General features: G+C 42.9%; 16 protein-coding genes. 3 read left to right on the top strand and 13 right to left on the bottom strand.

The features are described 5' to 3' along the window. Positions 1–107 precede the first annotated feature (107 nt). The 5 genes from lysS to xerD all read right to left on the bottom strand — a co-directional run bounded on the left by lysS (position 108) and on the right by xerD (position 6,549). Positions 108–1,658, bottom strand: coding sequence for a lysine--tRNA ligase (gene lysS / locus PNC201_RS13070; protein ID WP_010375973.1), 1,551 nt, complete (start codon positions 1,656–1,658; stop codon positions 108–110). Between the two features lie 27 nt (positions 1,659–1,685). Then, positions 1,686–2,784 (bottom strand): peptide chain release factor 2 gene (gene prfB / locus PNC201_RS13075; protein ID WP_100053028.1). Its coding sequence is split into 2 segments (ribosomal slippage): positions 1,686–2,708 and positions 2,710–2,784, totalling 1,098 coding nucleotides; the frame shifts between segments, so codons are not numbered across the junction. Between the two features lie 173 nt (positions 2,785–2,957). Next, positions 2,958–4,688 (bottom strand): single-stranded-DNA-specific exonuclease RecJ, encoded by a 1,731-nt coding sequence (gene recJ / locus PNC201_RS13080; RefSeq protein WP_102057308.1) that lies wholly within the window; start codon positions 4,686–4,688, stop codon positions 2,958–2,960. A gap of 101 nt (positions 4,689–4,789) precedes the next feature. Next, positions 4,790–5,527 (bottom strand): bifunctional protein-disulfide isomerase/oxidoreductase DsbC, encoded by a 738-nt coding sequence (gene dsbC / locus PNC201_RS13085; protein ID WP_010606194.1) that lies wholly within the window; start codon positions 5,525–5,527, stop codon positions 4,790–4,792. Positions 5,528–5,625: 98 nt separating this feature from the next. Further along, complete coding sequence (xerD, locus tag PNC201_RS13090; protein ID WP_010606193.1) at positions 5,626–6,549, bottom strand: site-specific tyrosine recombinase XerD; 924 nt, start codon at positions 6,547–6,549, stop codon at positions 5,626–5,628. Positions 6,550–6,629: 80 nt separating this feature from the next. Between xerD and fldB the strand changes: the two genes are divergently transcribed. Continuing rightward, entirely contained in the window at positions 6,630–7,154 is a 525-nt protein-coding gene (fldB, locus tag PNC201_RS13095; RefSeq protein WP_039493609.1) for a flavodoxin FldB, read from the top strand. Between the two features lie 45 nt (positions 7,155–7,199). Here the strand turns inward: fldB and PNC201_RS13100 are convergent, their stop codons facing one another. After that, a complete protein-coding gene (locus PNC201_RS13100; RefSeq protein WP_102057309.1) occupies positions 7,200–8,798 on the bottom strand; it encodes a hybrid sensor histidine kinase/response regulator in 1,599 nt (532 codons plus the stop codon). 129 nt (positions 8,799–8,927) lie between these two features. Next, entirely contained in the window at positions 8,928–9,632 is a 705-nt protein-coding gene (locus PNC201_RS13105) for a tRNA1(Val) (adenine(37)-N6)-methyltransferase (RefSeq protein ID WP_102057310.1), read from the bottom strand. A gap of 67 nt (positions 9,633–9,699) precedes the next feature. On the opposite strand from PNC201_RS13105, the gene srmB reads away from it, so the two are divergent. Further along, entirely contained in the window at positions 9,700–10,926 is a 1,227-nt protein-coding gene (gene srmB, locus PNC201_RS13110; protein WP_010606189.1) for an ATP-dependent RNA helicase SrmB, read from the top strand. A 238-nt stretch (positions 10,927–11,164) separates the two neighbouring features. Here srmB and PNC201_RS13115 read toward each other — a convergent pair whose 3' ends face one another. The 4 genes from PNC201_RS13115 to PNC201_RS13135 all read right to left on the bottom strand — a co-directional run bounded on the left by PNC201_RS13115 (position 11,165) and on the right by PNC201_RS13135 (position 17,523). After that, positions 11,165–11,509, bottom strand: coding sequence for an energy transducer TonB (locus tag PNC201_RS13115; RefSeq protein WP_102057311.1), 345 nt, complete (start codon positions 11,507–11,509; stop codon positions 11,165–11,167). An 81-nt stretch (positions 11,510–11,590) separates the two neighbouring features. After that, positions 11,591–12,142 (bottom strand): hypothetical protein, encoded by a 552-nt coding sequence (locus tag PNC201_RS13120; RefSeq protein WP_010606187.1) that lies wholly within the window; start codon positions 12,140–12,142, stop codon positions 11,591–11,593. Between the two features lie 1,454 nt (positions 12,143–13,596). Continuing rightward, positions 13,597–16,248 carry an Ig-like domain-containing protein gene (locus PNC201_RS13130; RefSeq protein ID WP_102057313.1) on the bottom strand — a complete coding sequence of 884 codons (2,652 nt, stop codon included), beginning with the start codon at positions 16,246–16,248 and terminating at the stop codon, positions 13,597–13,599. A 240-nt stretch (positions 16,249–16,488) separates the two neighbouring features. After that, complete coding sequence (locus PNC201_RS13135; RefSeq protein ID WP_010606185.1) at positions 16,489–17,523, bottom strand: S66 family peptidase; 1,035 nt, start codon at positions 17,521–17,523, stop codon at positions 16,489–16,491. Positions 17,524–17,829: 306 nt separating this feature from the next. Here PNC201_RS13135 and PNC201_RS13140 point away from each other — a divergent pair, with 306 nt between their 5' ends. Then, positions 17,830–18,819 carry a rhomboid family intramembrane serine protease gene (locus PNC201_RS13140; RefSeq protein ID WP_158299125.1) on the top strand — a complete coding sequence of 330 codons (990 nt, stop codon included), beginning with the start codon at positions 17,830–17,832 and terminating at the stop codon, positions 18,817–18,819. Between the two features lie 370 nt (positions 18,820–19,189). Here PNC201_RS13140 and PNC201_RS13150 read toward each other — a convergent pair whose 3' ends face one another. Together PNC201_RS13150 and PNC201_RS13155 are read right to left on the bottom strand one after the other, a co-directional pair. After that, positions 19,190–20,395: an NAD(P)/FAD-dependent oxidoreductase gene (locus PNC201_RS13150; protein ID WP_102057315.1), complete on the bottom strand. Its 1,206-nt coding sequence runs from the start codon at positions 20,393–20,395 to the stop codon at positions 19,190–19,192. After that, complete coding sequence (locus tag PNC201_RS13155; RefSeq protein ID WP_102057880.1) at positions 20,382–21,788, bottom strand: FAD/NAD(P)-dependent oxidoreductase; 1,407 nt, start codon at positions 21,786–21,788, stop codon at positions 20,382–20,384. Before PNC201_RS13155 ends, PNC201_RS13150 begins: the two co-directional genes overlap by 14 nt. Positions 21,789–21,790 lie beyond the last annotated feature (2 nt).

A 21,790-nucleotide genomic window follows, 5' to 3' on the forward strand; every position in this document is an offset into this window, starting at 1 on the left:
TAATAAAACTAAGTATTTAGAAATACTGTGAGATTTATCTTACGCAAATAACAGAAAAGCGCCATAAGGCGCTTTTCTAGATGTACTTTCAGATTACGTGAAAATACTTACTGTTCAGCTTGCACTTCAGGACGCATATGCGGGAACAAGATAACGTCTTTAATAGTCGGTGAGTCCGTGAACAACATCACAAGGCGATCGATACCAATCCCCTCACCTGCTGTTGGTGGTAAACCATGCTCTAGCGCACGGATATAATCCGCATCGTAGTGCATTGCTTCATCGTCACCTGCATCTTTTTCTTCCACTTGGCGAGCAAAGCGCGCAGCTTGATCTTCAGCATCATTAAGCTCAGAGAAACCATTTGCAAGCTCACGGCCACCCACGAAGAACTCGAAGCGGTCTGTGATAAATGGATTTTCATCGTTACGACGTGCAAGCGGTGACACTTCCCAAGGATATTCAGTAATGAACGTCGGTTGGATAAGTCTGTGTTCAGCGACTTCTTCGAAGATTTCACATAGGAACTTACCTGGACCCCATACACAGTTTTCAGGGATCTTAACGTGAACTTTCTTAGCGTATGCTTTTAGTGCTTCAAAGTGGTTTTCTGGATCTTTGAAGATTTCAGCTTGTGCTTCAGCATCTGGGCCATATTGTAAAATAGCATCAGCCATAGACAAACGCTGGAACGCACTGCCAAAGTCATACTCAATCGTCTCTGTCACTTCGCCTTCAGCATTCTTCACAGTATTAACAACCGTAGTAGTGCCTAACACGTCTTGTGCCACGGTGCGTAACATGTCTTCAGTCAAGTTCATCAAATCATTGTAATCCGCGTATGCTTGATAGAACTCAATCATAGTGAACTCTGGATTATGACGCGTAGATAAACCTTCGTTACGGAAGTTACGGTTGATTTCGAACACACGATCAAAACCACCAACCACTAAACGCTTAAGATATAGCTCAGGCGCGATACGTAGATACATATCAATATCTAGTGCATTGTGATGCGTTACAAAAGGACGTGCAGACGCACCGCCAGGAATAACCTGTAGCATCGGCGTTTCCACTTCCATAAAGTCACGCTCGGCTAAGAAACGGCGAATACCTTCAATCACTTTTGAACGAATACGGAATGTTTCGCGTGTGTCCATGTTAGTGATCAAATCAACATAACGCTGACGGTATTTTGCTTCTTGGTCAGTCAGGCCGTGGAACTTTTCAGGTAGTGGACGTAGCGACTTAGTCAGTAGTTCATACTCAACCATGTCGACGTATAAATCGCCTTTACCGGATTTATGAAGCGGACCTTTAACACCAACGATATCGCCGATATCTAATTGACCATACTTCTCTTTTAGGTCTTTTTGTACGTCTTTTGAAGCATAAGCCTGAATACGACCCTTCATGTCTTGCAACACTAAGAAAGGACCACGTTTCGCAAGCAAACGACCCGCAACAGAAACATGATGATCAAGTTCTACTAGCTCTTCCTTCGATTTATCACCAAACTTAGCCTGTAGATCTTGTGTGTAGTCTTCGCGGCGGAATGAGTTCGGGTGGCCATTCGCAGGGCAATTTTCCCGGATCGCATCTAGCTTGCCACGACGCTCAGCAATAAGTTTATTTTCGTCTTGATTGTGATCTGTCATTGTTTAGCTCTTAGTTTAGCTTGTGGATTAAAGGCCTGATTTCAGGCTTGCTTCGATAAATTTGTCTAAATCGCCGTCTAGTACGGCTTGGGTATTGCGATTTTCAATACCTGTACGCAAATCTTTAATACGTGAATCATCTAGCACGTATGAACGGATTTGGCTGCCCCAGCCGATGTCAGATTTTGCATCTTCTTGGGCTTGCTTTTCAGCGTTTTGCTTTTGCAGTTCAAGTTCAAACAATTTCGCCTTTAACTGCTTCATCGCTTGATCTTTGTTCTTGTGCTGCGAACGGTCATTCTGACACTGCACTACCGTATTGGTTGGTAAGTGTGTAATACGTACCGCAGATTCTGTACGGTTAACGTGCTGACCACCCGCGCCCGATGCACGATATACATCGATACGAAGATCTGCAGGATTAATATCGATTTCGATATTGTCGTCAATTTCTGGGTAAACGAATACAGAAGCAAACGAAGTATGACGACGGCCGCCTGAATCAAAAGGACTCTTACGTACTAAGCGGTGTACGCCCGTTTCTGTACGAAGCCAACCGTAAGCATATTCGCCCGTGACTTTAACTGTCGCGCCCTTAATACCAGCAACATCGCCATCTGTCGCTTCAACGATTTCGGCTTTAAAGCCTTTCGCCTCAGCCCAGCGCAAGTACATACGCAGCAACATGTTACACCAGTCTTGAGCTTCAGTACCGCCAGAGCCTGACTGTAAGTCGATGTAAGCATCGTTGGCATCTTGCTCGCCCGAGAACATACGACGAAACTCTAGTTTTTCCAGCTGCTCAACAAGACCGTTGACCTCTTGCTCTGCTTCAGTGAAGGTTTCTTCATCTTCGGCTTCTACGGCAAGCTCAACCAGACCTTCCGCATCATCGGCACCAGCCACAAGATTGTCGATGGTTTCAACAATCACTTCTAAATTCGATTTTTCTTTGCCCAGTGCTTGGGCTCTTTCCGGCTCATTCCATACAGCGGGATCTTCTAATTCGGCATTAACTTCTTCTAAACGCTCTTGCTTTAGAGCGTAGTCAAAGATACCCCCTAAGAAGCTCTGTACGTTCGCGAATTTCCTTGATTTGGTTAATCACAGGATTCACTTCAAACATTTACCTTTACTCCAGAACTAAATTTGTCGGTTTGTGAATTCACACAAACAGGTCTGACAACGGGTCAGACCATAGATTTAAGCGACCAATAGTATCAAATAATAACCGCGCTTAGCATCCCTTAAAGTGAGAATTTTGGGAGTTTTTTAACAAACTCAGTACGCACATCTCTATTAATTCGATTGCGCCTGAAGTTCACGCACAATGAGCTGCAAATTATATTTACCACGAAACTCATTAATATCTAATTGATAAGCAAATAAAGCATGGGTTGCCTGGAGATTTGGCCAAGCTCGAACGTCAACGTTAAATGCTATCGCATCAACCAATCGGCCCGAACGATGCTTAAGCACAAGTTTTAGATGTTTGTCGCCAACAATACGTTGCTGCACCAACTCAAATACATCCTGAAATACCGGCTCACTAAATTGCTGCCCCCACGGACCTGCCTGCTGTAGTTCAAAAGCAAAATCCATGGTAAAGCAATCGCCCGGCAGTTCACCGTCCGTCAACAGAATGCTTTGCTTTGCTTCTTCACTCAGCGTCGCACTGACGTTTTGTTCAAATACCTGTTTAAACCGCGCAAATTCAGACTCTAAAATGGTCAATCCTGCTGCCATCGCATGACCACCAAACTTTACAATTAATTCTGGGTGCTGGGTATTGATTGACTCTAAGAGGTCGCGCATGTGTAGACCTTCAATAGAACGACATGAGCCCTTTATCTCGCCGTTGTCGCCTTGTGCAAAAATAATACATGGGCGGTGATATTTTTCTTTTAAGCGTCCCGCCAGAATACCTATCACACCTTGATGCCAATCATCTTGATACAAACACAAGGCATCTGGTACTTCTTGGCTTTTAAGTACCAAACGCTCCAATACCGCTTGCGCCTCTTGCTGCATACTTTGCTCAATCTCGCGTCGTTCTATATTTAGACTATCGAGCTCGGATGCAATACGGCGAGCTTGGTTAATGTCTTTCGATAACAAGCAAGCAATACCTAAACTCATATCGTCAAGACGCCCCGCGGCATTGAGTCTTGGCGCTAACGCAAAGCCAAAATCACTGGCACTTAATCTAGCATTATTACGGTTAGAAACCTCGATTAGCGCTTGGATCCCCGGTCGCGTTTGACCACTACGGATCCGGGCGAGTCCTTGGTGTACCAAAGTGCGGTTATTCGCGTCCAACGCCACAACGTCAGCCACGGTTCCTAGGGCAACAATATCTAATAATGTCGCCAAATTTGGCATCGCGACATTTTGCTCCACAAAATAGTTTTGCGCCCGTAAGTAATGCCTCAGCGCTATCAGCAGATAAAAGGCAACCCCAACGCCCGCGATAGACTTAGACGGGAAATCGCAGTCAAGACGATTTGGATTAACAATCGCATCGGCAATCGGCAACTCATCACCTTGTAAATGGTGATCGGTAACAATCACCTTAATACCCGCTTGCTTCACGATTTCGACACCGCGAATACAGGAAATACCGTTATCAACAGTGATCACCAAATCAGGTTTTATGGCGACGATTTGCTCGGCCAATGCAGGGCTTAGACCGTACCCCAAGCTAAATCTATCAGGCACGAGGTAATCCACACGCTGAAAACCAAACTGAGGCAGACCCTCCATTAATACGGCGGTGCTCGTTGCGCCATCGGCGTCAAAGTCACCAACAATCAACACTTGTTGTTGCAAAGAAAGTGCTTCAGCCAGAATTTGGCTTGCAAGCTCGATGTCTTTAAATAATTTAAAATCGTGTAAGGTTGCGGCGCTATTATCCAGTTCAACGACCGATTTAACCCCTCTGGCAGCATAAAGCTGCTTGATCACGGGATGCAGTGAAGCCGGTAAATGGCTATCATCAACCCAGTCTCTTGGTTTAATTTCTGTATGCATACTTTTTCACAAAACAAAAAAGGCCAAAATGGCCTTTTATATTCTTTATCTTGCTATCTTATCGAGTTCTCAACGCGAACTCCATCGCTAAGCGTGAGTCATTATGACTTAGGGCTATTTGCGTCTAGCATTTGTGCAATAGCTGCAGCAGGTTGATAACCAGGGATCATAGAACCATCTTCAAGAATGATCGCTGGCGTTCCTGAAATGCCAAAACTTTGCCCAAGTTGATAGTGCTCAGCTACTGGCGCGTGGCAGTTTTCAACTGGTTTCACTGCACCACCAGCTTTCGCTTCAGTAAGTGCAGCAGCGGCATCTTTTGCACACCATACATTTTTCAAATCTTCATAGCCTGAGCCACGCAAACCACCACGTGGGAAAGCTAGGTATTTCACGGTAATACCTGCCGCTAAATAATCTTCTAATTCACGGTGCAGTTTGCGGCAGTAGCCACAAGTAATGTCTGTGAATACCGTGATTTGATGTTTTTCGTTTTCCGCTTTATAGACGATCATTGAGTCTTCGTATTCAGCGATACCTTTCTGGCGCACATCACTCAACGCGTCTTCGGTAATATTACGACGGTTATCAAGATCAATCATAGTGCCCTGAATCAGATATTTACCATCGGCACTTGAATACAGCACCCCTTTATCTGTGATCACTGTTTTTAAGCCAGCAAGCGGACTATCTTTGATTTGCTTAACCGTTATACCCAATCCGCTAAATTGCGTCGTAATTGGGTCTACTTGTGCTGTTGGTGCGACAGGACCCTCAACTTGCTCAGCGAAAGCGCCAAAGCTCAATGCCAGTGAAGCGGCAACTATTAGTTTTTTCATTATGTTCTCTCTAAACCTGTTATTTGAGGGGATCACACGCCCCTTTGTGTTACTCACTAAGACCGGAGTAACCATAAATAATTCCCAAGCAACAAAAATTAAGCTCTTGGGTGATGCTGCTGGTGCAATGTTTTTAAACGTTCACTGGCAACATGTGTATAAATTTGAGTCGTCGACAAGTCGCTATGGCCAAGCATCATTTGCACAACTCGCAAGTCAGCGCCATGATTCAATAAATGTGTTGCAAAAGCATGACGTAGCGTATGTGGCGATAACGGCGACTTAACGTCTGCCAAAATAGCATAGTGTTTTATGCGATGCCAAAAAGTTTGTCGCGTCATACCTATGCCTCGCTTGGATGGAAAGACAAAATCGGTAGCATGCTTAATCATTAAGCCCCGCCCTTTTTTGAGAAATTGTTCAATCCAATGCAATGCTTCTTCACCCATAGGCACTAAGCGTTCTTTGCCTCCCTTACCACGCACAAGTACAACAGCTTGTCTCATGTTGACTTGCTCCATTCTTAGCCCGACTAACTCAGTCACGCGCAACCCCGTGGCATACAAGAGTTCGAGCATAGCCTTATCTCTCAACCCCATAGGGTCGTCACAATCAGGAGCATTTAACAGGGCCTCAACTTCTTGCTCTGACAAGGTTTTTGGCAACGACAGTGTTGTTTTAGGTTGCGCAATAGTATCCAGTGGAGACTGCGCGATTTGTTTTTCTCGCAACCAATATAAATAAAATCTCTTTAATGCACTGATGGCTCGCGCGTTACTCTTTGCTTTTAAGCCCTTGTCTATTCTGTGTGCCAAATAAGCCTCAACGTCCTGACTTGTGATTGCCAGTAAAGAAGACACCGAGGTTTCTGCTTTTATAAATAAGAGAAATTTTTCAAGGTCGCTGCGATAGGCTGCAATGGTATTTTCACTGAGCCCTTGCTCCAAAAATAGTGCATCTAAAAAGGCTTCTATATATTGCGGATCGGACAGTGTATGGGAAGTTGCTTGGTGTTCGCTCACAGAGTACCTGTATTAATTATTAACGTCATGATGTAGACTTGCCACCTATAATACCAGTCAAATTGAAAGTGATAAATACAATGCAAATTGGGTTATTTTACGGCTCGACAACATGTTACACAGAAATGGCCGCAGAAAAGATTCAAGAAATCATCGGCAAAGACACAATTACCTTATTTAATATTAAGGACGAGCCGCTAAAACAAGCTGAGCAGTTTGACTTCCTCATTTTTGGTATCTCAACATGGGACTTCGGCGAACTTCAGGAAGACTGGGAGTCTCACTGGGACGATATCGACAGCGTTGATCTGAGCAACAAAGTGATAGCGCTATTCGGCATGGGTGACCAACAAGGTTATGGTGAATGGTTTCAAGATGCACTAGGCATGCTACATGAAAAAATTGCCCCTCAAGGCGTCACCTTTTTAGGTTACTGGCCAAATTCAGATGACTATGAATTTGAAGCGTCAAAAGCACTTACCGAAGATAAAAGTCAGTTTGTTGGCCTGGCACTAGATGAAGACAGTCAATACGATAAAAGCGACGAGCGTATCGCAACTTGGATAGAGCAAATCATGACGGAATACGCCGAATTAGATATTTAGCGCAGTAAGCGTTAGCACTAATTAATGTAACTCAAGGCCGTGTTATTACTTATAAAACTGGCTCAATGCGGCCTCAATTTGAGATAGCTTGTACGGCTTATGGATCACATTATCAAAAACTTCATTTTGAGCTTGAGTTAAGAAAATATCAGCGGTTATCGCCAAAATCGGTAACCTTGAATTTTCTTGTTTGATTAAATGTGCCGCCTCTGTACCACTCATACCCGGAAGATTCACATCCATAAAAATGATGTCAAAGTGTTTTTCTTTTGCCACTTCAAAATAGGCTTCAGCAGATTCGAAAATATCATAACTACAATTCAGTTTGTCGAGTATCGCAGTGATCAGTAGCTGATTAAGCGGATTGTCTTCTATTACACCAATTTGATGATAGAAAATGGCGATATGCTCTGTTTTTGGTGGCGAAGCGACTTTGACTCCACTTTCACTTCGGCACGGAATAATAAACACCACCTCAGTTCCTTCGCCCTCTTGACTGGAGACACTGATCCGCCCTCCCATAATATCAATAAGTGCTTTAGTTACACATAGGCTTAACCCAACCCCTAAGTTTCCTCTGCCCTCAAACATACTAAAACGGTCAAACAGATTACTTTGCTCAAGCGCTGAAAGGCCTTTACCACTGTCTTTTACGATAAACTGTATTTCATTACCAATGACATATGCTCTGAGCACCACCTCTTGCCCAGCCTCGCTGCTCTGAATTGCAGTGTCGAGTAAAGTCTCTATAACGCGTGACACTTTATCCTTATCGAGCATCAAAGCCTCACCTTTATAGACACCAGCAATAGAGTGCGTAATCGTAATATCGTGTTGTTTTTCCTCAGTAGCAAAGCGAGCAACTGACTGTTTGAGTAAATCGGGTAATGAACAAAGAATAGGTTCAAACTGAACTTTTTCACCTTCAATAAGCTCAAGCTCTAATACGGAATCAATGACAGTAAGCAGTTTACTTCCCCCTGTTTCTATATTTTGCAGGTAGCTTGTCGTAGATTCAGAAAACCCTTCAGCTTCAGCTGAGTTGAGTACCACATCATTAAAACCAATGATGGCATTAAGTTGGGTGTGCAGTTCATGGCTGATATCAGATAAGAAATTGTCTTTGGAATCATTGAGCAGCTTAAGTACATTTACTTCTCTGCGCAGTTCAAGTTGCCGAATTACCTGACGACCCAAGGTCGCGAGTGTTTTCCTTTGCAAATCGGTGAGTTTTTTAGGCTTATCACTGATAGCACAAATAGTGCCTACCTTATAACCGCCAGAGCTAATCAGCGGTGCACCAGAATAATGACGGATTTTCGGACCGCCAGTAACTAGTGGATTGTCAAAAAAGCGCTCATCTTCTAGGGCGTCTTGCACCTCAAATACATCTTCTTGCAAAATAGCATGAGAACAAAAGGAGATATCTCGATGGGTTTCATCCACCTCAAGCCCCACTTTAGACTTAAACCATTGGCGATTTGTGTCTATCAAGCTAATAAGCGCGATAGGCGTTTCACAGATCTCTGACACCAGCTGCGTAATTTCATCAAGATTTGCTTCAGCAGCAGTATCCAATACCTTATATTCGCGCAGCGCTTTGAGGCGATTTTCTTCGTTATTTGGGATCTCGGCTTTTTTCATGAACACCTACACAAGCGAATTAAACCAGCTAAGTACACGTAAATCAGACTGCACTTTTGACACGATGATTCTGACTATTTCTCAGCTAAAGTGTAGAAGATAAATCACGATACGAGCAAAAAATATCCATCACATTTTTAGGTAAAACTCATGACATAAAGAAACAAAATCATTCGTATATTGGTTATCTACATCGTATATCACCAACGATTGCTCATGACTGGGTTGTGCTATGTTTTGTTTGCTGATCAGTAGCAATCTGCGAGAGTAAGATTTACTCGGGGTGGTTTTAATCGCACAGCTTGAAACAAGAAACCAATTTCGCGCTTTGGCAAGCTGACAAAAAAGCAAGCTCTCTTGATAGGGTAAAATTACCGCAAGTTGCCCAGCATCCGTCGTAAACTTTTCGAAGGCATCAAGCAAGGCATCAAAACTTAGGCTGTCTGTATGTCGCGCTCTATTTCTCGCTTGATTTTCTCCTTTCAAACTCGCGTTGAAGTAAGGTGGGTTTGATACCATGAGGTCAAAGCGTAGCTCGCTATCAAACTCTTGTATTGCACAGCGATGCAGCTCAATATCAGGCCACGGGCTGTGCTTGATATTAAACTCTGCATCTTTTAACGCATCGTCATCAATCTCAACCGCATGGACTGTGCTCATTGGACTTCGCTGTTTACACATCAATGCGATAAGCCCAGTTCCCGTTCCGACATCAACAATCCGCTTGGCTTCAACGAGTGGAACCCACACGCCAAGCAAAATACCATCGGTCGAAACCTTCATTGCCGCATGATGCTGGGTCACCGAAAACTGTTTAAATGCAAACTGAGACATCCTATACCTTTGAGAAAATGCAATAGCAACGTATAATTCCGCTATTGTCCTTTATTTGTGATGCAATATGCAATTTACTGAATTTGATTTAGACAGCAAGCTGATTAGTGCGATTAAAAAAATGGGTTTCGATACTCCCACCAGCATTCAACAGATGGCTATTCCTGAAGCGCTAATTGGCCGAGATATTCTCGCCAGCGCACCAACCGGTACGGGTAAAACCGCTGCATTCTTGATCCCTGCGATTCAGTATTTGCTTGATTTCCCTCGCAAAGAGCCAGGCTTTGCCCGCGTACTTATCATGACGCCAACGCGTGAACTTGCCTATCAAATACACGAGCAATGTGAACTCCTTGCCGCGGGTGTTAACCTTAAGATAGGCGTGGTAACTGGCGGTATTAATTACGGTAGTCACAAAGAAATCTTCGAAAAGAACAATGATATCCTCATCGCAACCCCAGGTCGTTTGATGGAATATCTTGAAACCGAGAACTTCCACGCAGAAAATGTTGAGCTACTGATCTTAGATGAAGCGGATCGCATGCTAGACATGGGCTTTCGAAAAGAAATGCTACGTATTTGCTCTGAAGCGGTTAACCGTCGTCAGTGCTTTTTGTTCTCTGCAACCCTTGAGGGCGAAAGCGTTGAGAAGTTTGCTGAACGTATACTACAAGACCCAGCACTACTTGAAGCTACGCCATCACGTAAAGAAAAAGGTAAAATTCATCAGTGGGTTCACCTTGCAGATAACTACGAGCACAAAGTCAATTTGCTCGCACAACTGCTTGATGACGAAGAAGTAACCAAAGCGGTTATCTTCGTAAAAACACGTGAGCGCCTAGAAACACTCGTTGGCGAGCTATTTGCCAAAGGCATTAAAACCACTTGGCTGCGTGGTGAAATGCCACAAGACAAACGCATGGCTGCGATGGCAAGTTTTCACAGTGGTAAGACGAATATCTTAGTGGCAACAGATGTTGCAGCCCGTGGTATCGACGTAGCGGATATCAGCCACGTATTTAACTTTGATATGCCACGCACCGCAGATATTTATGTACACCGCATCGGTCGTACAGGCCGTGCTGGTAAAAAAGGCACCGCGGTTTCTTTGGTTGAAGCCCACGATGTTGAAATTTTAGGTAAGGTTGAGCGTTACACCGACCAAAAACTTAAGCGCCGTGTAATTAAAGGCTTAGAACCTAAACACAAAGAAGCAAAAGCACCGAAGAAGAAAAAAGATCCGGTGAAAATCAAGGCGAAAAAGAAAGCCGCCAAGGTTAAAAAGAAAAAGTAACCCAAAAAACCAGCGTCAGTACGCTGGTTTTTTTATGCTAATTTGAGCAAGTGCTAATCTGGATAAGCCTTAACTTGCTATGTTAGATTTGATTGGTAGAACTTAGCTAAATCTAACGGTCGTATATGTACCAATAGCGAGCGATGGAAACATCGCATTAAGTGTTTACTTCACTCTCTCAGCTTTGATGTTAATAGTGATGGGTGTGACTTATTTTTCATGCTTGTTAGCTATACATTTAACCTAATGTAAAGTCTAATTGTACCTTAAGATCTTTTTGAATAACGGCAACGCCATTCTCTACTTTAGGGGCATATTTCCAATTGGAGAGAGCTTTGATTGCAGCTTTATCAAAGACTTGTTCAGGTACAGACTTTAGTACCTGAATGTTAATAGGCTTTCCACTTTCACTGATATCAAAACTCATTTGAACATAGCCTTCGATTCTATTGCGAGCAGCATAAGCTGGATATGTTGGATTTGCTGTTTCTTGTAGGGTAGCATTAGCTCTATCAGGTAATGGTTTTGAAGCACACCCCATTAGTAAAGCAATTGCTAATGACACCAAAATTGAATATTTCATAAAACCCCTTTCGTATAGCGCCCAAAGCAGCGGCGCGCGTTAGCGTGTCCAGCCACGTATTGGCGATGCTGCCTTTGCTTGTTATGTTTTTTTACCTAATAATTCTGACTGTTTTCGGGTTAATTCATCGAATACTGGCTTTACTGAATCCATTAAACCCTTCGTTGGCCAATTATTCACAGATACATGTTCCGAAAAGTCCTGATTTTCCCATTGAGCTATAACTGCTCGATATGAACTAACATGGGATAGCGCCAGCGTGAATGCTTCAGGAATTTCATCTCCTTCAATGAGATGTATATTTTCGATTATTATTGATTCAACTCTCTCATTAAGAGGGTGGAATACATTTACAATCCATGTCCTCCACTTTAGCAATTCAGCTTCTGAAAGTTGGTCTTCACCTTTTCCAAAATACCCTGGCATTCCATGACTAGGCCAATGTTTTTTAGTAAAAGAAACCCAAGTTTCATGGCTTGCCGTTAATGTTGCCATTAGTGGCCCATATAGATTTTCTAATTGTTCGTTAATTCGAGCGAGTTGCGCTGACCTTTTCTCAAAATGCAGTTTGCTAAAATGTGCTACAAGCCAACCCGTAACGGCGATGAGCGCACCCGCTATAACTTTTTCCATGGTGATTTAGGCTCCTTCTCTGAAAACATAACATTTTAGTATTTATGCGACATGCAGTTTGTGTTGCATAATCGCTTGTTGGACTGAGCAGCTAGGTGTGTCAGAATTGGTGTTGTTTATGCTATGGCTTACTTAGAAAAAATAGGCTTTTTGGAGGCTCTCACTTTCCTAGCTAGTGTAATCAGTTTAGCTAGTGTTATGTAAGCTTTCCCTGCATTGCTCAGCGCTTATTATGTATTCATTACACCTACATTTGCCTTAAGAAGCAATTATATTTTTTACGCGTACAGAGGCCGCTAGCCTGAGCAATTAAGCAGGTTAATTACTTGATTTTACAAAGCAGCCATAATCAAGCATACCCTCCTTGGCTAATATCAAAGCGCATCCATGCGCTTCTCGTTCATTCTTTTTAAACGACGAAAAAGAACGAACCAAGAAAACGTCGCCCCAGCATCACACTCAATCCTCAAATCCCAAGCCGATATAGGGCAACCGTCTTGTAAGGCACGTCCATGATGCCAGACAAGACTTGGCCGACATCCTGTCGGCACATTGCATATCAGCTTATGCTTTTCGGGTGTGATGGAGGGGGGATTGGTTTTGACTGCGAGCTCTAGTTTTTCTCTCAAAGCAGCAAATTTGCCTGCAAGCACCAAACAAAACTATCAGCACCGTTTTCCTCCCTCATCACACCCGAAAGTGAATTGCCAATGAGTCATTTCAACGCATGGATGGGTGTCGAAATCCGTCAGGAGGACGGGCTGACTTTACGGTAAATTTCGAGCTACCAGTCGTTAGCAACATAAACCTCCATGTTTAATATCAAAGCGCATCCATGCGCTTCTCGTTCATTCTTTTTAAACGACGCGATCAAGCGAACCAAGAAAACATCGCCCCAGCATCACACTCAATCCTCAAACCCTAAGCTGATATAGTGCAACCGCCTTGTAAGGCACATCCCTATGCCAGACAAGACTTGGCCGACATCCTGTCGGCACATTGCATATCAGCTTATGCTTTTCGGGTGTGATGAAGGGGGAATAAGTTGTATGTGAGGTCTTCTACAATTTTTATGATTAAGCCGCTTGCAAGCATTGCAAAAACTATCAGCGCAGCCTCCTACCTCACAGTCTAAATAGTTTTGTGGGAGGCGGTTCACCCGCCGAGAAGTTATGCTCTTCTGGTGTGGTTAAGGGGATTAGTTTTGACTGCGAGTTCTAGTTTTTCTCTCAATGAAGGTGAGCTGGGTGTCCACGTTAAATAGTGCATTATCGTGCGTGATAGTCCAGTTTTAGAAAATAGATGCGCATGAGTGCCTGTCTTTTATAAATTGCCTTCAAAACTTGATTTTGAAGAACTTCAAGCTTAGAAAAACCACCCCAACATGCAAGTTGAGGTGGGTAAGTTGAAGGTGAGGTGGGTGTCCACGTTAAATTGCTATTGTCACCTTAGGGTTATTTTTGCCTTGGGCTCCATTCTAGTTGTGGTAGCTCGACATAGGTCCTCCAATCTTTTCCGTCTTTGGAGTGCCAGATATACTCATCTTGCCAACCACTATATATCCACAGCTTATCAGCAAACTTAGCACCTGTTAAATAGGTATTAAACCTAGATATAATTGGACTTGCTTCAATCGTCCAGTCTATTCCGTTATCAGATGAATAGGCGGCGCTGCCGTTTACGGCGCTGTCGTTTGCGTTATAAGCTTGTCCGCTAATCATCCAAAGTTTGCCGTTAAAATTGAAGACTTTACTGGCTTTAGCATATTCATTTGGAATATTGGGGGCTGCATTTCTTAAACGCCAATTAACCCCATCTTCTGAAGACCAAATTTCGTTAACTGCCCTTGCTTTGTTACTTTCCAATACCTGGCCACCGTACATCCATAAGTGGTCATTGTGGACAAATAATGTAGGCTTAGATCTAGGCGTGTATGCTGCAGAACTGTTTTGCATAGTCCAGTTGAGTCCGTCTTCGGTTGAATATATAGTGCTATTTTCACTACTGTTAGAGTCTCCATATAACCATAGCTTACCTTGAAAGACGATTGCTGATGCTACTTTCCCTATATAGACTCCTGGAGTAGGTTGAATTAATGTCCAATTGACACCATCATCAGAGCGCCACACATCTGACTCAAATACCTTTGCTCCACTTGTTCCTACTCCTCTTTCACCACCTATTAAATAGAGCTGCTCATTGAATTCAATTAATTCAAAATGTGCACGCCCCTGGAATGGCGCCTTTTCAACCTCGAGCTGCCAGTTTATTCCATCTGTAGAAGACCAAATGCCAGTTTGCCAAATGGTATCATCACCTTTGTAGTATTCACCTCCCATCAACCACAGCTTACCTTTAAAGGACACCATTTGAGCTCCATTCCCAAGTTTAAAAGGGGGTAAGGAAGGTGTCACATGGATGGTATTAGAAATATAGTCTTCGTGGGCAATTTTAATATAGGCACTTTGGTGTTCTAGTGTGTCTTTAGAACGCTGAATATTTATAAAGCCATCTTGAAGTGGCAGTGCATCTTGTGCGGATATAATATTCATCTGCGAATTATCACATGCAGTGTAATTGGTTATATCACAGTTGGCGTCGGTACTTCTGTACACCTCTAGTTGCTGACTTTGTTTACTCCATGTTAGCTCAGCATTTGTTAAGCTGATGGCAATACTGAGTTCATCTAATATATAACTGATATCAACATCATAGGAAGCCGTTGATTCATTGTACAAAGCATCTGAAGCTTTTGTTGCGGATATCGTTGCAACACCGTCTTTGAGTAATGTTAATTTTCCTGTTTTTGAATTGACATCTACCACTGAGGTGTCACTGGAGTGATAAGTTATAGTACCTGAGCCTGTACCTCCTGATAAAGGATTGCTCTGTATCGGTGTATCAATTAATAAATCTAAAGAGCTAGATTGGAATGATAGAGGCTCCTGCTCTTTTTTTGTTACATTAACTGTAAACTGAGCCGTTTGAGGTTCATACAAAGTATCACCTGATTTAGTCAGGGTAATGGTAGCTGAGCCTGCTTTCACGGGTGTCAGTAAGCCCGTGAAAGTATGGGTGAGCACAACTTCAGCATTGGATGTCGAATAGGTAACCTTCCCTTCTCCGCTGCCTCCTGTATAACGGTTGGTTTTAGTTTCATCTAGATAGATGTATAGAGAGTCTTGTTCAAAAACAATGTCGTCTTGATTTCTTTTATTGAGCGTCAGTGAATAAGATGCTTCTGCTGAATTATATATTCCATCTGCAGATTTGGTGGCTTTTATGGTTGTTGTTCCTTTACCTACAAAAGTTACTTCTCCGGATGTAAGGTTAATAGTCGCAACGTCTGGATTACTCGAGCTATAGCTAATTGAGCCTGTACCACTTCCACCAATTAACATATTGATTGCCGGAGAATCATCAACAAATACATTGACGGTCTCATAGTTAAATTTAAGTGGTGTTTGTTCCCGCTTTTTTATAGATAATGCGAAGCTCGCAGATGCAGGTTTAAATTTTAGGTCTGCATGCTTAGTGACTGAAATTTCTACTTGGCCTGCACCGATGATCTGGATTTCCCCACTGGTACTATTGACCGTTGCAACACCTGTATTACTCGATGTAAAAACAAAAGCGCCATCACCGCTTCCACCATTGAGTGGGTTTGTAAAGTTTGAATCGCTCACAAACTTTGCGACGTGACCTGCATCAAAAAGTAGTGGCTCTTGCTCACGTTTGTTAACTTCAACTGAATAACTTGCAGATGCTGACTGGTACTGAGCATCAGCACTTTTGGATACAGTAATGGTTGCACTTCCTGCTCCAACACCTTTTATTTGCCCTGTTTGAGGGTTCACAACTTCTACTATTGATGAGTCTGACGATGAAAACGTTATTGCTCCAGTACCTGAGCTTCCTGATATCTTATTAACGGATGGAATCTCGTCTACCAATATTTGGATTGAAGTTTCAGCGAATGAGATCGCTGTTTGTGGTACTTGGCTGTTACCTTTGCTGCTATCATTGTTGCCAGCATCACTTCCGCCGCCACACGCTGTTAACAGGAATAGCAGAACCAAGTAACAAAATGAGCGTAATTGACCCATGATATGTTCCTTAAAAAAAGACGGTATATAACCACATAACATTCATACAATCAATACATATTCAGTGTAAGTTTAGGTGGGTTTCCGCCTAAACACTTCGCCAAACCATTGGGGTCAACAATTTGAACCTTGTCGCTGCTGTTACAAAGAGGAAATTAGGGAGGGTGTTTACCTTAAATGTTACTTCACTTCCTCGGCTTGGATATTAATAGTGATGGGGGTCACTAGTTTTGTCTTTGTTTACAACAAATCAAATACCGGCTCTATCGCATCTAGACTGAAGTTGTCCAGATCCAAGCGGTGCTGTATTCCTAACGGCAAAATCCACTGCGGATCGGTATGGCCGAAATCAAGCCGAGTTATTACGGGTAAACTGTCACAGCCAAACTCATCACGTACAACCGATAAAATCACCTCATCAAGCGCAGCCATCTCGCGCTCGCTGTAATCCCGTGCACGGCCAATCATTAAGCCGGATATTTTTTCAAACACCCCCATCACCCCATAGTTACGTAACCAAAAGCGAATATAATCTTGACTAGGTTTATCCTCAGAGGTTTCTAAAAATAGCAATTTGTCTTGCCAAAATGACGGCGATGGCCAGTATTCTGTGCCTTTTAGCATCTCCATCACTTCAAAACAGCCGCCAAATAGCCGCCCTTCCACTTGCCCAGTACCTTGCAGTACTTTTGGACCATTTGTCGCAATTGCGGGATGCAGCTTACCGACGTTTTCTGGTATTGCCCACTCCGGATAGCCATGAGAATAAGCTTTGAATATTGGATAATGGACTTCACCTAGCAGCGCCTGCACTAAATAGGCTTGATATTCAGCACTAGCATTGTGGTACTGGGAGAAACCGGCCATGACTGATGGGCCGTTAAAAGTGACTAATCCCCATTGGTTCAGCAGTGTGGTCAGCGTGGAAAAATCAGAATAGCCCATCATAAACTTAGGGTTATTCAAGATAACGGATTTATCTAAATAAGGTAGGATCCGCGCGGAATCTGAACCACCAATAGAAGAAATTATCCCGGCTATATTCGGATCGGCAAAGGCATCATTAATATCTTTTGCACGTAATTGCGGCTGTGAAAAGAGTACGTCTGCGGCCGTTCGAGCCGACGGCATTTCGACAATATTAAAACCAAGCGAACGCAAGTTTGCCAGCCCTTGATCAAAAATGTGGGGAAATATACCTGGGCCACCCCAGCTAGGTGATACAATCGCAAGGGTATCACCTCGGTTTAGTTTTTTAGGCTTGCGTAATTGCACCGTCTATCCTGCCTTAATGGAATATTCATTAGCGACTAGATATATCCAATTAAGACTACAAAATCAAATACTCACTCAAGCTTTCATCTCGAAACGGAACTAAATAAACAGATGTGGCCTTGCCTTTCATTAGCAAGAGATAAGCATGACAATAATGATTAAAAATAAGTAACCCTGCTACACTTGGATTTGCTATACCAATTGCAGCAGCCTTGTATTTCGTTTCTTAATTTTTTTAGTTAGGATAAGCAACAAGGCTACATGTTAAGCCTTGTTGCAACTTATCACTTAATAAAGCGAGGTAAGATGGAAAAGACTGCATCTATAGAGGAAGTTAGAGCTAAAGTTGGAAGTGGTAAGATATTTTCAGGTGAGTCAAACGTAAACAGAGCTATTTCTAAATGGCATATACTCTCACCACTTTTTATAGCTTTACCATACAGTCAAGATTTTAAACCGGTTATGCTTGTTGATGGCTTTAAGAAAAGCGCATTTAAATTTAACAAGAAAAAATCTCAGTTCATCATCATATACTCAATATTCGCCACATTAGTCTCATTACTTTTATTCACATATACAAAAAATGAAAAACTACTAAACCTTACCTTATCAGGACTAATAGTAACGCTATACTTAACAATTGACTACATCACAATTTCAAATAATCTGCAGAGCCTAACTGATAGAAATGTGTTTATCTCTAACCTATCACACAGGTATAAAAAACATGCTGAAAAATGGTTTTTTATATGCTTAGCCATAGGATTAATTCAAGTATTTATAAACTACTTAGCAGGTGGGTTTGAAGAAGCAGCGTATCGATATGGTGGGATTTATAAGTTAATTATGGCAGGTGAGTGGTGGCGAATTATCACAGCATCATTCTTTCACTCTGGATTAACCCACTGGTTTAGTAATCTTGCTTTCGCATTGTTATCAGGTCCATTATTTATAGCATTAGTGAGAAGAACAGGGTTATTTGTTTTTATTTCAGGTTGTATCACTGGAGCTATATCTGCATATTTTTTGTATTTTTTTGGTCTCACCTCTGCTAACGCATATGGCGGAATTTCTGCAGGAATATATGCATTACTTGGTTACATCACCATTAACTCATATAAAAACAAAAATATAAAAACTGGAAACCTGCACATATCAATAGTTAACTTTTTATTTATGAGCACCGCTTTAAGCGCACTACTATCACATTCGATTAGCAATACTGCACATATATCAGGATTTATTACTGGGGTTTTACTAGCATTCTTGTGCAAACACCGAGACAAATATAAATAGTGGAATACTTCACTATTTATATTTATCACCTTGTAAAGTTCAGACTAACTTAAAAAACAACTCAGACTGTCAATTAGATATTCTAACGATACATATATATGTTAATTTAACAAGTTCGAGTTAACTTAGGTGACAGTTTGAGCTTAGCACATTATTTCAACAATATTAAAACCAAGCGAACGCAGGTTTACTAACCCTTGCTCAAAGATGTGAGGAAATGTATCTGGGCCACCTCAGCTAGGTGATACAATCGCAAGGGTATCACCTCGGTTTAGTTTTTTTAGGCTTGCGTAATTGCACCGTCTATCTTGCCTTAATGGAATATTCACAGCAACTAGATATATCCCATTAAGGCAGCAGAATCAAACGCTTATTCGAACCTTTCAACGAGAAATGGAGCTAAATCAACAGAGGTAGGTTTGCCTGTCATGAGTTCAGTAATAAGCGTGCCAGTAATGGCCGACATTAAAATCCCCGTCCTAAAGTGTCCACACGCATTAATGTAACCCTCCACTCCATCAACGGGGCCCAAAATTGGCAGCTCATCCGGTGTACCAGGTCTAAGTCCTGCCCAGCAACGTTTAATACTTGACTCTTTTAGCACTGGCAAACACTTCATAGCACCTTGTGACAACTCGGTTATTTTATCTAGACTGTTGGTGGTATCGAAGCCTTTTTCCTCCGTTGAAGAGCCAACTAAAATCTCGCCGTTGTCCTTTTGGGCAATGTAGCAATCACTGGTACTGATACAACCATTTAATACTTTAGGCATGCGCTCAGATAGCACTATTTGACCCTTAACAGGATATACTGGCATATGTTTACCTGTCGCCTGATGGTAAATGTCATCCGCCCAGGCACCAGCGGCATTAATTAAGGTCTCACAATGCAGGCTTTGATCTTGCGTCCTCACACCTAGCACCTTATTGCCTTCACGCAGTACCTCTAGCACTTCGGTATTCAAAAATAACTCAACACCATTTTGACGTGCTCCTTCGGTATACGCATCAACTAACCTGTATGGGTTTACCTGATGGTCGCAAATAAAATCTATTGCACCAATCGCATCAGGAGTGATGTAAGGCTCCTCTGCACGTAATTGCTGTTGGTCTAACCATCGGATCTGCGAAGACAAATTAGGGATCCCTGACACTATGCTATCTGCATATATTTCATCATCGCGATTGTACATAATGAATTTAAGACCGGTACGTTCAAACTTAAAGTCGACATCGTGCCTGGCCAGCATTTCTTCATGCAGTGCTGGATATAACTCGTTTGACTTGAGCGCAAGTTCAAAAAAGCATTCTGGTAATTGATGCGGCCGTAATGTTTGTGCAGCTTCGGTATCTCCTTCACTTTGGAGCTTCGACAAGGTTTTGAAGAAGATCACACCACAGCCAAGTCCGACCGACTCACCAATTGCCCATAATCCACCCGCAGATGCACGAGACGCGTTACCCGGCTTTTTTAAATCCACTAACGCGATTTTTAGGTTGGTATCGCGGCTTAAAAAATAGGCACAAGCCGCACCAATTACACCGCCACCTGCGATAATGACATCATACTGCTTCATGGTTTTTCTCCAGTAAAGTAAACGGAATTGGGTCAAGTGGGAATCTTGGCCTTATCACGCCCAGCGTATCTAAGTGCCCTGCCGCATGCAGTCGGTCTAACGCATAGCTAGAACACATTTTTCCTTGGCAGTCTCCCATGCCAATACGGGTCCTCATTTTTACGCTAGATAAATCTTTTGCACCTTGTTGCAATGCTAAATCGAGTTGCTGGCGCTTTACTTGTTCGCAGCGACACACCACGGTATCTGCCTGGGTTAACGCAAGCAGCCCCTCTCGGCGCGCCGAGAAGCGGTCAAATCCTGCTCTAAACTTCTGTGCTTGCTTACGCTTAGTTTTGAGCTTGCGCATCCGCGTGTGGAAGGTCGTTTCGCTTAAACAGGCTTGTTCATAGGCAAGCATGGTTGCGGCCATTTTCCCTTCAATGATAGCCGCTTCTGCGCCTAGCAAACCATTGGTATCACCACAGACAAAAATTGAATTTAAGCTACTGCGTAAATTGTCATCTAATAAAGGCACATAACCATTCGTGGTGGTGTACTGATGAGAAACCCCAAGTAGCATGGCAAGCTGGGTGCGGGCAACAAAACCATAGCCGACCCCTAGACTATCCACGGCTAAATGCTGTGCTTTTGACAAGTCCGCATGCCAGTGCTCATCGTAAGGCGCTACGGTAACACTGGAGAGTTTTTCTTGGCCTTCTGCTTTCACAATGCCATAACCATACTTGAACGGAATATTATGCTTTTTGAGATACGCCAACATACTCAATCCCGAAAGCGTAAGCTTAGGTTTATTGAGCAGCGCCACGGTCTCTTTCGCCAGTTCACTAAAGCGACTCGCTTCATATACGCCAACTACTTGTGCACCGGATTTATGTAACTGGCAAGCAACCAGTGGCAATAATGGTCCAGTTCCGACTAAAGCCACTTTTTTCCCTGGTCGAACTAACCCACTTTTAAGCTGAAGTTGCATCCCGCCCATTAACATCACACCAGGTAACTGCCATCCTTCAAATGGCACACTGCGCTCATGACAGCCAGTTGCCAGAACCAACTTGGTGTAATCTATTTGTGTTAACTGATTTTGTGTTTGCAACAGCAAACCGCTTTCGCCCTCGGGCCCAAGCACTTTGGTTTGTAGTTGTAGTGTTATATCTTGTTTATGATGTTCGTAGCGTACCTTTAGTGCAGCCATCGCACGTTTAAGATTTTCATCTAAATGAGGAAGCTTACTTGCTTGTCGAAGTGGCCCGCGATAGATCACCCCACCAATTTTTGGTGCTTCATCCACTAAGGTGCTAGTAATGCCATATTTAGCCAGCTCAGCTGCACAGCTAACGCCAGCAGGCCCTGCACCAACAATAACGATTTTTTCTTTTTGACAATTAGACATCA

The organism is Pseudoalteromonas sp. NC201 (assembly GCF_002850255.1).
Classification (GTDB): domain Bacteria; phylum Pseudomonadota; class Gammaproteobacteria; order Enterobacterales; family Alteromonadaceae; genus Pseudoalteromonas.

Excerpts from the sequence above, each read along its gene's own strand:
- lysS (WP_010375973.1), bottom strand. The coding sequence starts at position 1,658 with ATGACAGATCACAATCAAGACGAAAATAAACTTATTGCTGAGCGTCGT.
- recJ (WP_102057308.1), bottom strand. The coding sequence starts at position 4,688 with ATGCATACAGAAATTAAACCAAGAGACTGGGTTGATGATAGCCATTTA.
- dsbC (WP_010606194.1), bottom strand. The coding sequence starts at position 5,527 with ATGAAAAAACTAATAGTTGCCGCTTCACTGGCATTGAGCTTTGGCGCT.
- fldB (WP_039493609.1), top strand. The coding sequence starts at position 6,630 with ATGCAAATTGGGTTATTTTACGGCTCGACAACATGTTACACAGAAATG.
- PNC201_RS13100 (WP_102057309.1), bottom strand. The coding sequence starts at position 8,798 with ATGAAAAAAGCCGAGATCCCAAATAACGAAGAAAATCGCCTCAAAGCG.
- PNC201_RS13105 (WP_102057310.1), bottom strand. The coding sequence starts at position 9,632 with ATGTCTCAGTTTGCATTTAAACAGTTTTCGGTGACCCAGCATCATGCG.
- srmB (WP_010606189.1), top strand. The coding sequence starts at position 9,700 with ATGCAATTTACTGAATTTGATTTAGACAGCAAGCTGATTAGTGCGATT.
- PNC201_RS13115 (WP_102057311.1), bottom strand. The coding sequence starts at position 11,509 with ATGAAATATTCAATTTTGGTGTCATTAGCAATTGCTTTACTAATGGGG.
- PNC201_RS13120 (WP_010606187.1), bottom strand. The coding sequence starts at position 12,142 with ATGGAAAAAGTTATAGCGGGTGCGCTCATCGCCGTTACGGGTTGGCTT.
- PNC201_RS13130 (WP_102057313.1), bottom strand. The coding sequence starts at position 16,248 with ATGGGTCAATTACGCTCATTTTGTTACTTGGTTCTGCTATTCCTGTTA.
- PNC201_RS13140 (WP_158299125.1), top strand. The coding sequence starts at position 17,830 with ATGGAAAAGACTGCATCTATAGAGGAAGTTAGAGCTAAAGTTGGAAGT.
- PNC201_RS13150 (WP_102057315.1), bottom strand. The coding sequence starts at position 20,395 with ATGAAGCAGTATGATGTCATTATCGCAGGTGGCGGTGTAATTGGTGCG.
- PNC201_RS13155 (WP_102057880.1), bottom strand. The coding sequence starts at position 21,788 with ATGTCTAATTGTCAAAAAGAAAAAATCGTTATTGTTGGTGCAGGGCCT.